This is a genomic window from Pseudomonas sp. 3JA, from assembly GCF_036961705.1.
GTDB lineage: Bacteria > Pseudomonadota > Gammaproteobacteria > Pseudomonadales > Pseudomonadaceae > Aquipseudomonas > Aquipseudomonas fluorescens_Q.
The window spans coordinates 54,193-67,557 of the sequence record NZ_JBAMDJ010000001.1; the positions used below are offsets into that span (position 1 = coordinate 54,193).

Genomic DNA, 13,365 nt, shown 5'->3' on the forward strand with positions numbered 1-13,365 from the left:
CGGCGGTATGAAGCGTTTCTATTGGGTAGCCGTGCTGGCCGCTTCCGTGTGTAACAACGCCTGGGCCATGGGGCCCTTCGAGTTCTACGAGCAGGCCCTGCGCAATGACCCGGTCTACCTGGGCGCGATCAAGGAGCGCGATGCGGGCCTGGAAAATCGCGCCATTGGCCGCGCCGGGCTGCTGCCGCACCTGGGCTACAGCTACAACAAGGGTCGCAACCAGTCCAAGGTCACGTACCTCAACGATCGCGGCGCCAGCCAGCATGATGATCGCAACTACAGCAGCTACGGTTCCAGCCTGACGCTGCAACAACCGCTGCTGGACTACGAGGCGTACGCGGCCTACCGCAAAGGCGTCGCCCAGGCGTTGTTCGCTGACGAAAGTTTTCGTGGCAAGAGCCAGGAGTTGTTGGTGCGGGTGCTGAGTCATTACACCCAGGCGCTGTTCGCCCAGGACCAGATCGACATTGCCCAGGCCAAGAAAAAGGCGTTCGAGCAGCAATTTCGCCAGAACGAGCATCTGTTTCGCCAGGGCGAAGGTACGCGCACCGACATCCTCGAGGCGCAGGCGCGCTATGAACTGGCAATCGCCGAAGAGATCGAGGCGCGAGATGAGCAGGATGCCGCGTTGCGCGAGCTGGGCTCGCTGATTGGCGTCCCGGCCCTGGATATCGGCGACCTGGCGCCGCTGCATGACACCTTCCAGACCTTTGCCTTGCAACCGGCCAGTTTCGACACATGGCACGAGCTGGCGGTGAGCAACAACCCCAGCCTGGCGTCCCAGCGCCAAGCCGTGGACGTAGCGCGTTTCGAGGTGGAGCGCAACCGCGCCGGGCACCTGCCCAAGGTCAGCGCCTACGCGACGATGCGCCAGAACGAATCGGAAAGTGGCAATACCTACAACCAACGCTACGACACCAACACCATTGGCCTGGAAGTCAGCGTGCCGCTGTACGCCGGTGGCGGGGTCTCGGCGTCGACCCGCCAGGCCAGCCGCACTATGGAACAGGCCGAATACGAGCTGGAGGCCAAGACCCGCGAGACGCTGATCGAATTGCGCCGCCAGTTCAGCGCCTGCGTGTCCGGGGTGAACAAGCTGCGCGCTTATCAGAAGGCCCTGAGCTCCGCTGAAGCGCTGGTGGTCTCGACCCGGCAAAGCATCCTTGGCGGCGAGCGGGTCAACCTCGATGCACTCAATGCCGAGCAACAGCTCTACAGCACCCGCCGCGACCTGGCCCAGGCCCGTTACGACTACCTCATGGCCTGGACCAAGCTGCATTACTACGCCGGCACCCTCGGCCCGCAGGACCTGGCGAAGGTCGACGAGGCGTTTGTGTCCCGGGCGCCCATTCAATGACCTGTGGCGAGGGAGCTTGCTCCCGCTCGAGTGCGAAGCGCTCGCAGGCTTTTTTTGGGGCCGCTACGCAGTCCAGCGGGAGCAAGCTCCCTCGCCACAAAGGCAAAGACAAAAGCAAAGACAAAGGCAAAAGCAAAGACAAAAGCAAAGACAAAAGCAAAGGCAAAGGCAAAGGCAAAGCAAACCACTAGGCCAGGACAGGTTCCATCAGGCCGCGCAACTCCAGGATTCTTGCAACAACTAAGGATGGTTCGTGATGAAAATCGATAACAACAAACAGCCCCGACAGACGGGGCGCGTGTTTCTGCCCAAGGCCCTCAACCGCGCCGTGCTCTGTGCACTGGCGACCTTGGGCACGGCCCAGGCGGCGCCTTATGTCGAGAGCGGCAGGGCGGGTAATCCAGACAGTTGGCGCAGCAGTGAATTCAACGCCGAATGGGGGTTGGGGGCAATCAACGCGCAACAGGCCTACGCCGCCGGGTATACCGGCAAGGGCGTCAAGCTGGGGATCTTCGACCAGCCGGTCTACGCGGCGCACCCGGAGTTCTCCGGCACTGGCAAAGTCGTGACCTTGGTCACCAGTGGTATCCGCGAGTACACCGACCCCTACATCCCGGTGAAAGCCGGTGATCCGTTCCGCTACGACGGCTCGCCCACCGTTGGCTCCGATGGCAAGCTGGGTTCCCACGGCACCCATGTCGGCGGGATCGCTGCCGGCAGTCGCGATGGCAGCCCGATGCACGGCGTGGCGTACGATGCGCAGATCATCAGCGCCGACAACGGCGACCCGGGCCCCGAAGACGGCATCATCCTGGGCAACGATGGCGCAGTGTACAAGGCGGGTTGGGACGCGTTGATCGCCAGCGGCGCACGCATCATCAACAACAGCTGGGGCATTGGCATCACCGATCGCTTCGACCTGGGCGGCCGCGATCCGGCGTTCCCGCACTTCACCGTGCAGGACGCGCAACTGCAATTCGATCAGATCAAGCCGCTGCTGGGCACCAAGCCTGGCGGCGCCTACGAGGGCGCCATCGCCGCAGCCCGCAGCGGTATCGTCACGATTTTCGCCGCCGGCAACGACTACAACCTCAATAACCCTGATGCCATCGCGGGCCTGGCGTATTTTGTGCCGGACATCGCGCCGAACTGGCTCACCGTGGCGGCGCTGCAAGTCAATCCGGACACCGCCAGCGCCGATCCTTACACCATCAGCACCTTCTCGTCGCGCTGTGGCTACAGCGCCAGTTTCTGCGTGTCGGCCCCCGGCACCCGGATCTACAGCGCCGTGATCGGCGGCACCAGTGCCGACGACCTGACTGTCGGCTACGCCAACAAGAGCGGCACCTCCATGGCCGCGCCCCATGTTGCCGGCAGTGTGGCGGTGTTGATGGAGCGTTTCCCCTACATGACCGGCGCCCAGGTCGCCAGCGTCCTGCGCACCACCGCCACCGACATGGGCGCGCCGGGCGTCGATTCGTTATACGGCTGGGGCATGATCAACCTGGGCAAGGCCATCGACGGTCCATCGATGCTGGTGACCGAGCAGGACATCCCCGCAGAGTTTCGTATCGATGGCGCCTATGGTTCCGGTCAGTTCGTGGTGGACCTGCCGGGCATCGGCGCGATCATCGATGCCGGCAAACCCACGGAACGGGTGTGCAGCGGCATCCAATGTGGCCTGGACGTTTGGCGCAACGACATCGCCGGCCACGGCGGCCTGACCAAGGAGGGCATCGGCACCCTGGTGCTCACCGGCGCAAACACCTACAGCGGGCCGACCCTGGTCAATCAAGGGCGACTGGCGATCAATGGCTCGCTGGCCTCGGCCGTTACGGTCAACGACGGCGGCATCCTCGGTGGCAACGGGCGCATCGCCAGCCTGACCGCCAACCGCGGCGGCAGCGTGGCGCCGGGCAACTCCATCGGCACCTTGCAGGTGGCCGGCGACGTGACCTTTCAACCCGGTTCGAACTACGCAGTGGAAGTCTCGCCCACCGCCAGCGACCTGATCGTGGCCGACGGAAAGGCGTCCATTGACGGGGCGACGGTGTCGTTGTCCCTGGAAAACAGCCCGACACTGCTGACGGCTGGCGAGGTGAAAAGCCTGCTGGGCCGGCAGTTCAATATCCTGCAGGCCACCGATGGTATTGACGGGCGCTTCGCTGGCGTCTTGCCCAACTATGCGTTTCTGGGGGGCGACCTGGCGTACAGCACCAGTGGCATTCAACTGGCGGTCGAGCGTAACGACGCGTCATTTGCCAGCCTCGGCCTGACACCTAACCAGCGCTCCGTCGCCTCGGCCGCCGAACGACTGGGCGCGGGCAACGGACTCTACGAGGCCTTGCTGCTTTCGCCCAGCACCGCCGTGGCGCAACAGGCATTCCAGCAACTGTCCGGTGAAATCCATCCGGCCATTGGCACACTGTTGATCAACGACAGTCGTCAGTTGCGCGACGCCGTCGGTGATCGCCTGCGCCAGGACGCCCTGTACGACGCCGGTACGCCGACCGATGCCAGCAGCAATGCCTGGTTCAAGGTGCTGGGCGCTTGGGGCAAAAACGATGGTGGAAATGATCACGCCAGTACGACCAGTTCCATCGGCGGGCTGCTGGCCGGTGTCGACGGGCTGATCAGCGACCAGACGCGACTGGGCTTCGTCACCGGCTACAGCGACAGTTCGTTGAGCATGGGTGAAGGCACCCATTCCTCGGCCAAGGCCGACAGCTATCACCTGGGGGCCTACCTGGGACATGAAATCGACGCGCTGCGCCTGACCGTTGGCGCTGCCCACAGTTGGCATCGCATCGACGTCAAGCGGGACCTGCAATGGGGCGATGTCAGTGGCCGGGAGAAAACCAAGCGCGATGCCCGGACCACCCAGCTCTTCACCGAAGCGGCGTATCGCCTCAACTTGCAACCGGTAGCCCTGGAGCCGTTCGCCAACCTGGCCTATGTGCACCTGGACAGCGACAGCTTCCATGAGAACGGCGACAACGCGGCCCTGCACGGTGGCGACGATCGCCGCGATGCCGTGCTCTCGACCCTGGGCGTGCGGGTCAGCCATACCCTGGCCCTGTCGGATCGACAGCAACTGCAACTGTCCGGCTCCCTCGGCTGGCAGCACAACCTGAGCAGCACCACGTCGGAACAGGACCTGGCCTTCGCCGGCAGCAGCAACACTTTCGCGGTGCAGAGTGTGTCCATGGACCGCAACGCCGCCGTGATCGGTGCCCGTGCCGGGCTTTCGGTCGCCAAGGATGTGCGGGTCAACCTCGACTACAACGGCCTGATCGGCTCCCGGGATAAAACCCACGGCGTGGGCCTGACCCTGGATTGGCAGTTCTGACCAAGAAGAAGGGCTGGATATCCCCCCGTGGCGAGGGAGCTTGCTCCCGCTCGGGTGCGTAGCAGCCGCCCCGGGGGAGCGCTTCGCACTCCAGCGGGAGCAAGCTCCCTCGCCACAAAAAGCTGTACCTCCCGGTTCCCGTATTCCAACAACAAAAGAGAGCAACAACCATGGGCATCTACGACTACAAGAACCTCGGCACTGCCGAATCCAAGGCACTGGTCAGCGACGCGATGGCGATCATGCTGTATTCCTACCATAACCTCGACAACGGCTTTGCCTCCGGTTATCAGCACAACGGCTTCGGTGCCGGCCTGCCGGCCACCCTGGTGACCGCGCTGCTGGGGGGCACCGATTCCCAAGGGGTGATTCCCGGCGTGCCGTGGAACCCCGATTCGGAAAAACTGGCCCTGGAGGCGGTACAGAAGGCCGGCTGGACGCCCATCAGCGCCGCGCAACTGGGTTACGCCGGCAAGGTGGATGGCCGCGGGACGTTTTTCGGTGAAAAGGCCGGCTACACCACTGCGCAGGTAGAGATCCTCGGCAAATACGACAGCGCGGGACACCTGCAGGAAATCGGCGTGTCGTTTCGCGGGACCAGCGGCCCTCGGGAAAATCTGATCGGCGATTCCATCGGTGACGCGGTCAACGACCTGATGGCCGCGCTGGGACCCAAGGACTATGCGAAAAACTACGTCGGCGAAGCCTTTGGCAACCTGCTGGGGGACGTCGCGAAGTTCGCCCAGGCCCATGGCCTGGCGGGCAACGACGTGCTGGTCAGCGGCCACAGCCTGGGCGGGCTGGCGGTCAACAGCCTGGCGGACTTGAGCGCCAGCCAATGGTCGGGGTTCTACTCCAGTGCCAACTACATCGCCTACGCCTCGCCAACCCAGAGCAGTACCGACAAGGTCTTGAACATCGGTTACGAGAACGACCCGGTGTTTCGCGCCCTGGACGGCTCGACGTTCAACCTCGCGTCGGTGGGTGTGCACGATGGGCAACAGGAATCGGCCACCAACAACATCGTCAGCTTCAACGACCACTACGCTTCGGCAGCATGGAACGTGTTGCCGTTTTCCATTCTCAACATCCCCACCTGGATTTCCCACCTGCCTACCGGCTACGGCGATGGCATGGGCCGGATCATGGGGTCGGCGTTCTACGACCTCACCGAAAAAGACTCCACCATCATCGTCGCCAACCTGTCGGACCCCGCGCGGGCCAATACCTGGGTGCAGGACCTCAACCGCAACGCTGAACCCCATACCGGCAGCACGTTCATCATCGGCAGCGACAGCGACGACCTGATCCAGGGCGGCCAGGGCAACGACTACCTGGAAGGCCGCGCCGGCAATGACACTTTTCGTGATGATGGTGGCTACAACGTGATCCTGGGCGGGCAGGGCAGCAACAGCCTGCAACTGCAGCAGTCAGTGAAGGATTTCAGTTTTGCCCATGACGGGGCCGGGACGCTGTATATGCGCGACGCCCATGGCGCGATCAGCATCACCCGCGACATCGGCACGCTGGTCAGCAAGGAGTCCGGATTGTTCTGGGGGCTGCTCAAGGATGAGGTGAGCCACAGCGTCACCGCCAATGGCCTGGTGGCCGGCGCCAACCTGACGGCATATGCCTCGTCGATCAAGGGCAGTGTGGCCAATGACACCCTGGTGGCGGGGACGAAGGGCGACTGGCTGTTCGGCCAGGACGGCAACGATGTGCTGGTGGGCGGCGCGGGTAACGACACCTTCGTCGGTGGTGCGGGCAATGACCAGATGCAAGCGGGGGGCGGCAGTGACACCTTTCTCTTCAACGGCGCCTTCGGCCAGGACCGGATCAGCGGCTACGACGCGGGGGACAAGTTGGTGTTCCTCGGCGTGCCGGGCGCCGGGGCAGGTCATGACTACAGCCAGTACCTGTCACAAGTGGGCAATGACACGCTGCTCAAGATCGGCGACAGTTCCGTGACCCTGGTGGGCGTTGGTCTGGGTCAGGTGGGGGGCGAAGGGATCGTGTTCGCCTGATAGCGCCATCGCGGGCAAGCTCGCTACCACAGTGGATCTCGGGTGTATGCAGTATTTGTATTCACCACCGAACCTTTGTGGAAGCGAGCTTGCTCGCGATGGCGGCATTCCAGGCTAGTCACTGGAAATCAGTCTTCCTTGCGAATGGTTGCCACGTCATCGGCGCGGACCCGGACTTTCCTGCCGGAAATATCCTCGAACTCGTAGAAGCCGTCGGCGGTGCGGGTGTTGGGGGTGTCCTTGGTCAAATACTGGGTACCGTTCTGCAAGGTCACCACGGTTGGCGACGCGCAGCCAGCCAGAGCCAGAAATGCCACGGCGACCATGGGCAGGCCCAGAAACCTGATGTTCATAACCATAACCTCTCAATTAAAAGGACACGGAGCAACTGATTCGACCGCGCCATCACGTTAGTCAACCGCCATTGGTCTCGCTTGCCGTAGGAAAGTTCATCGCTGACTGAAGGATTTCACCTTAAATATAGGAGACCGTTCATCTTTTGCTGTTGCCTGGCCGGTTTACAGCTGTTATCTGTATGCATAACCAGTGCTTAATATCCTTGGCGTTCTTTCCGTGGCAGTCCGTTCCCTCGACGATCCGTTTTACTACCTGAACAACTTCCAGCAGGTGCTCGCTTGGTTGACGCAGCGTTATGCCGATGTGCTCAGCACCGACGAGCAGCGCTTCATCGAGCACTTCGCAGCGCTGCCGCGTGGCGCCCAGGGCTTGCTGGTGCGGATGGTGATGCGCAAGGGGCTACGGTTTCGCCATAGCAAGCTGCATTACCCGGAAATTGGCGACATTGGTGCCGCCGTCGCGCCACTGTTGGCGCTGGGTTGGGTCGAGGAACAGGCCCCCATCGGCCTCGTCGAGCTGTTCGAGGTGCTGCTCAAGCCGGAAATCCTCCTGTGCCTGGGCCACCTGATCGAACACCCCAAGGCGAAAAAGACCGAATGGCTCCACGCCTTGGACGAACACCTCGACCAGCCCCAGCCGTTCGATGCCTGGTGCCCGCAGTTGGATGACCGGCTGTACAGCCTGACGATCATGAGTCTGTGTGACCGGCTGCGGTTGATGTTTTTCGGCAACCTTTACCAGGACTGGTCGGAATTCGTCCTGGCGGACCTGGGCATCTTCACCTACGAAACCGTCGAGTTCAGCGCCGAGTCACGGGGCTTGCGCAGCCGCGAGGACGTCGATGCCTGCCTGTTCTTGCACGACTGCCAGCAGCGCTTCGAAGCTGGCGAGCCCCTGGATGAGATCGTCGCCCAGGTCAACGAACTGTCCCTGGACAATCCGTGGCTGGAGCGGCGCCGGGGCAAGTTGTTGTTCCAGATTGGCCAGCACGGCGAGCGCATCGGCGACTTCGCCTTGGCCTTGGGCATCTATCGCGATTGCACCTACCCGGGCGCGCGGTTGCGGATGGTCCGGGTACTGGAGCGCATCGGCGAATACGGCCTGGCCCTTGAACTCGGCGAGGTGGCGATGCAGGCACCGCAAAGTGCCGCCGAAACCCAGGCCTTGCTGCGGATCGTGCCCCGTCTTCGGCGCAAGTTGGGCGGCCCGCCGGTGCCACGGGGCCTGGTCCGGGAAGTGGAGCGCCTGGAGCTGCAACTGCCTCGCGTCGATCCGACCTTGTCGGTGGAGTACCACGTCCAGGCCCACCTGCACGACGACACCGCGCCAGTGCATTACGTCGAGAACAGCCTGATCAATTCGCTGTTCGGCCTGCTGTGCTGGCCGGCGATCTTCGCGCCGTTGCCGGGCGCATTTTTCCACCCGTTCCAGCGGGGACCGGTGGACCTGCTCAACGAAGATTTTCATGCCCGTCGCGCCGAGCTGTTCGCAGCTTGCCTGGCAGAGTTGGACGATGGCCGTTATCGGCAGACCATCAGCCGTCGCTATGCCGAAAAGTGGGGCGTGCAGTCGCCTTTCGTATTCTGGGGCGCGCTGTCCGAGCCCTTGCTGGAGCAAGCCCTCGATTGCTTGCCAGCCGCGCATCTCAAGCGCTGGTTTGACCGTTTGCTGCTGGACATCAAGGCCAACCGCGCCGGCATGCCGGATCTGATCCAGTTCTGGCCGCAGCACAAGACCTACCGCATGATCGAAGTCAAAGGCCCTGGCGATCGGCTGCAAGACAACCAGCTGCGCTGGCTGGAGTTCTGTCATGAACACCAGATGCCCGTTGCCGTTTGTTATGTGCAATGGGCAGAGTCGGCTATCGTGAGCGAGCTTGCTCGCGATGGGGCCGCATGACCCCGGCATCCAGCTACAGCATCGCCGTGCGGGCGTTGTGTGAGTTCACCGCCAAGGTGGGTGATCTTGACCTGCGCTTCACGCCGTCGCCCACGGCCTTGGAAGGCATCGCTGGCCATCGCACCGTGGCCTCGCGGCGCAGCGAGGATTATCAGGCTGAAGTGGCCCTGGAAGGTCATTACCAGACACTGACCGTCAAAGGCCGGGCCGATGGCTACGACCCCGTTCGCCAATGCCTTGAAGAAGTGAAGACCTACCGAGGCGACCTGGCCAAGCAGCCGGCCAACCATCGCCAGTTGCATTGGGCCCAGGCGAAAATCTATGGCGGGTTGATGTGCCGAAAACTGCAGTTGCCGCACATCGACGTGGCCCTGGTGTACTTCGACATCGTCAGTGAAAAGGAAACCTGCCTCACTCAACGTTTCGAGGCGACACAGCTGCAGGCCTTCTTCGAAGCACAATGCGCGCTGTTCCTGGCCTGGGCCGAGCAGGAAATGGCCCATCGACAGGCGCGTAACCTCGGCGCACAGGCGCTGGTCTTCCCCCATGCGGGTTTCAGGCCTGGGCAACGGCACTTGGCCGAATCGGTGTTCAAGGCCGTCAGTACCGGCCGCTGCCTGATGGCCCAGGCGCCCACCGGCATCGGCAAGACCGTCGGCACGCTGTTCCCGATGCTCAAGGCCCTGGCGCCGCAGCGGTTGGATAAAGTGTTCTTTCTCACCGCCAAAACCCCGGGACGCAAGCTGGCGTTGGACGCCGCTCAAGTAATCACCCGCAGCGCGCCGTCGATGCCGTTGCGCGTGCTGGAAATGATCGCCCGGGACAAGGCTTGCGAGTACCCGGAGAACGCCTGCCATGGCGAATCCTGCCCGCTGGCCCGTGGTTTCTACGACCGCTTGCCGGGCGCCCGGGCAGCGGCGAGCCAGGTCACGTTGCTCGACCAGGCGGCGTTGCGCGAGATTGCGCTGGCCCATGAGGTCTGCCCGTATTACCTCAGCCAGGAAATGGCCCGCTGGGCCGACGTAGTGGTGGCCGACTACAACTATTACTTCGACTTCAGCGCGTTGCTCTTCGGCCTGGCCCAGGCCAACGGCTGGACTGTCGCGACCTTGGTGGATGAAGCCCATAACCTGGTGGAGCGCGGGCGGCAGATGTACAGCGCGACCCTCGACCAGGCCACGCTGACCAGCGTGCGCAAAACCGCCCCTGAACCACTGAAGAAATCCCTCGATAGAGTCAATCGCCAGTGGAACGCCTTGCATGCGTCCCAGGTGGCGGCCTATCGGGCCTATGAAAAGTTGCCGGACAAATTGCTCCAGGCCCTGGCCACCTGTACTACGGCTATCGGCGATTATCTAAACGATCATCCCCAAGGCCTGGACAGCGGATTGCAGGCGTTCTACTTCGACGCGTTGCAGTTTGGCCGGGTGGCGGAAACCTTCGACGAGCACTTTCTGTTTGACATCCACAAGCGCGAACTCGGCCGCCAGCGCAGCCTGTCTACGCTGTGCCTGCGCAACGTGGTGCCGGCCGCATTCCTGCGACCCAGGCTGACGGCGGCCCGCAGCACGGTGCTGTTTTCCGCGACCCTGAGCCCCCGGCATTACTACGCAGACTTGTTGGGGACGCCGGGCGACACGGTATGGATCGACGTGGAATCGCCGTTCAAGGCCGAACAACTGGACGTACAGGTCGTCAGCCGCATTTCCACCCGTTTTGCCCATCGCCAGGCGTCCCTGGAGCCCATTGCCGCGTTGATGGCCCGCCAGTTCAACGAGCGCCCAGGCAACTACCTGGCTTTTTTCAGCAGCTTCGATTACTTGCAGCAAGTGGCTGGGCTGTTTGCCGAGCGGTACCCGCAAATTGCGCTCTGGACGCAATCGCGCGGCATGGGCGAAGCCCCCCGGCAGGCGTTTCTCGAACGCTTCATGGAGCACAGCCAAGGCATTGGTTTTGCGGTGCTGGGCGGCGCGTTCGGCGAGGGCATCGATTTGCCGGGTTCACGCCTGATCGGCGCATTCATCGCCACCTTGGGGCTGGCGCAGTTCAACCCGGTCAATGAGCAGATGAAACAACGCATGGCCGCAATCTTCGGCGATGGCTACGACTACACGTACCTGTACCCTGGCCTGCAAAAAGTCGTGCAGGCGGCCGGTCGCGTTATCCGCACCCAGCAGGATCGCGGGGTGGTGATGCTGATCGATGACCGGTTTGGCGAGGCGAGGGTGCAGCACTTGTTGCCGCGCTGGTGGTCAATTACCCAAGAGGCCCACAACGTGGAAGGCTCGAGGATTTTTCCTGGCGCCTGACTTGCTCCATACTTCGCAAAAAAAGAATCCACACGGATGCCCCGGCCAGATGCTTGAGAACGACCCCAAGTCCCCACTCATGAACGAGGAACAGCGCTTTCGCCTGCTCATCGACGCGGTGGTCGACTACGCCATCTACATGACCGACCCATCGGGCATCATCACCAGTTGGAACTCCGGCGCCAGGCGCTTCAAGGGCTACGAGGAATCCGAGATCCTGGGCCAGCATTTCTCCCGCTTCTACACCGATCAGGACCGCGCCGCCGGCCTGCCGCAACGGGCGCTGGACACGGCCGTGCAGGAGGGGCGCTTTGAAGGCGAGGGTTGGCGGGTGCGCAAGGATGGCACGCTGTTCTGGTCCCATGTGGTGATCGATCCGATCATCGACAGCCAGAGCGGCACCTTGCTTGGTTTCGCCAAGATCACCCGCGACCTGACCGATCGCAAGATGGCCGAGGAAACCCTCAAGCAAAGCGAGCAGCAGTTCCGCCTGCTGGTGCAAAGCGTCACCGATTACGCCATCTACATGCTCGACCCGCAAGGCCAGGTCACCAACTGGAACCTGGGGGCGCAGCGGATCAAGGGTTATCTTCCGGCCGAGGCTATCGGCCAGCATTTCTCGATGTTCTACACCCCCGAGGATCGCGATACCGGCGAACCACAACGGGCGTTGAGCATTGCCGCCAGCGAAGGGCGCTTCGAGAAGAAAGGCTGGCGCATGCGCAAGGATGGCACGCGCTTCATGGCCCACGTGGTCATCGATGCGATCCGCAGCGACACCGGCACGCTGTTGGGATTTGCCAAGATCACCCGTGACATTACCGATGTCACCCAGGCCCAGCAGGCCCTTGAGCAAGCCCGCGAGGCGCTGTTCCAATCCCAGAAACTGCAAGCCATCGGTCAGCTCACCGGCGGTATTGCCCATGATTTCAATAACCTGTTGACGGTCATTCTTGGCAACCTGGAAATCGTGCGCAAGCGCATGCCCAGCGAGCCGAAACTCACTCAATTGCTCGACAACGCGACCCAGGGCGCGCTGCGCGGGGTTTCGCTGACCCAGCGCATGCTGGCGTTTGCCCGTCGGCAAAAACTGACCTACGAATCGGTCGAGCTGTCGGCCCTGGTGCAGGGTATCAGCGGCCTGCTGCAAAGCTCCCTGGGCCCATCGATACACATCCAGACCCGCTTCGCCGAGGCGCTGTCGCCGGTGCTGGCCGATGTCAACCAACTGGAACTGGCGATTCTCAATCTGGCAACCAACGCCCGGGACGCCATGCCCCATGGCGGCAAGCTCATGATTGCCGCCGATGAGCGGCAAGGGTGTGATGCGGCCCCGGACAAGCCGATGGCCCCCGGGCGCTACATTTGCCTGGCGATTACCGATGAAGGCGAGGGCATGGATGAAGCCACGCTGGCCTCGGCCGTGGACCCGTTTTTCACCACCAAGGGGGTTGGCAAAGGTACGGGCCTGGGGTTGTCCATGGTGCATGGCCTGGCGGAACAGCTCGGGGGGCGTCTGACGCTCAGGAGCCAGAAAGGTGTCGGTACCACCGCGCAGTTGTGGTTGCCGGTGGCAAACGACCCGGCACCGGGCAAAGCGTCGATCCAGGAAACAACGCAGCCAGTCGATGAGTTGAAAGTGCTGGTGGTCGATGATGACAGCCTGGTGCTGACCAGCACGCGCCTGTTGATCGAAGACCTCGGGCACCGGGTCCTTTGCGCGCCATCGGGCGCCCAGGCACTGGAGCTGTATGAGCGCAACCCGGACGTCGACCTGGTCATCACCGACATGGCCATGCCGCAGATGGACGGTGCGCAGTTGGCGAAACTGTTGCGTGACCGCCAACCGGACCTGCCCATCATCCTGGCCACCGGTTATGCCGAACGCCTGGAAGGTTTCGCCACCCAATTGCCTCGGTTGATCAAGCCGTTCAAGCAGATTGACCTGGTGCAGATCATTGGGCAGACGATGAAATAGTCAGCCTCCTGTGGCGAGGGAGCTTGCTCCCGCTGGGTCGCGAAGCGGCCCCCATGTGGCGAGCGCTTCGCACTCGAGCGGGAGCAAGCTCC

Annotated in this window: 7 protein-coding genes; 6 read left to right on the plus strand and 1 reads right to left on the minus strand. The window is 62.8% G+C overall.

Annotated elements, in window-relative coordinates:
- Positions 1-7: 7 nt before the first annotated feature.
- From V7773_RS00255 to V7773_RS00265, 3 genes are all read left to right on the plus strand, one after another.
- Positions 8-1,357 (plus strand): TolC family outer membrane protein, encoded by a 1,350-nt coding sequence (locus V7773_RS00255; protein ID WP_336071557.1) that lies wholly within the window; start codon positions 8-10, stop codon positions 1,355-1,357.
- 256 nt (positions 1,358-1,613) lie between these two features.
- Positions 1,614-4,706 carry an autotransporter domain-containing protein gene (locus tag V7773_RS00260; RefSeq protein ID WP_336071558.1) on the plus strand — a complete coding sequence of 1,031 codons (3,093 nt, stop codon included), beginning with the start codon at positions 1,614-1,616 and terminating at the stop codon, positions 4,704-4,706.
- Between the two features lie 170 nt (positions 4,707-4,876).
- A complete protein-coding gene (locus V7773_RS00265; protein ID WP_336071559.1) occupies positions 4,877-6,730 on the plus strand; it encodes a polyurethane esterase in 1,854 nt (617 codons plus the stop codon).
- A gap of 128 nt (positions 6,731-6,858) precedes the next feature.
- Here V7773_RS00265 and V7773_RS00270 read toward each other — a convergent pair whose 3' ends face one another.
- Positions 6,859-7,083, minus strand: coding sequence for a YgdI/YgdR family lipoprotein (locus V7773_RS00270; RefSeq protein ID WP_003201785.1), 225 nt, complete (start codon positions 7,081-7,083; stop codon positions 6,859-6,861).
- Positions 7,084-7,303: 220 nt separating this feature from the next.
- On the opposite strand from V7773_RS00270, the gene V7773_RS00275 reads away from it, so the two are divergent.
- The 3 genes from V7773_RS00275 to V7773_RS00285 are packed head-to-tail and all read left to right on the plus strand — an operon-like array spanning position 7,304 to position 13,273.
- Positions 7,304-8,986 carry a VRR-NUC domain-containing protein gene (locus V7773_RS00275; RefSeq protein WP_336071560.1) on the plus strand — a complete coding sequence of 561 codons (1,683 nt, stop codon included), beginning with the start codon at positions 7,304-7,306 and terminating at the stop codon, positions 8,984-8,986.
- Positions 8,983-11,295 carry an ATP-dependent DNA helicase gene (locus tag V7773_RS00280; protein ID WP_336071561.1) on the plus strand — a complete coding sequence of 771 codons (2,313 nt, stop codon included), beginning with the start codon at positions 8,983-8,985 and terminating at the stop codon, positions 11,293-11,295. Before V7773_RS00275 ends, V7773_RS00280 begins: the two co-directional genes overlap by 4 nt.
- Before the next feature lie 49 nt (positions 11,296-11,344).
- Complete coding sequence (locus tag V7773_RS00285; protein ID WP_336071562.1) at positions 11,345-13,273, plus strand: hybrid sensor histidine kinase/response regulator; 1,929 nt, start codon at positions 11,345-11,347, stop codon at positions 13,271-13,273.
- The last annotated feature ends 92 nt before the right edge of the window (positions 13,274-13,365 follow it).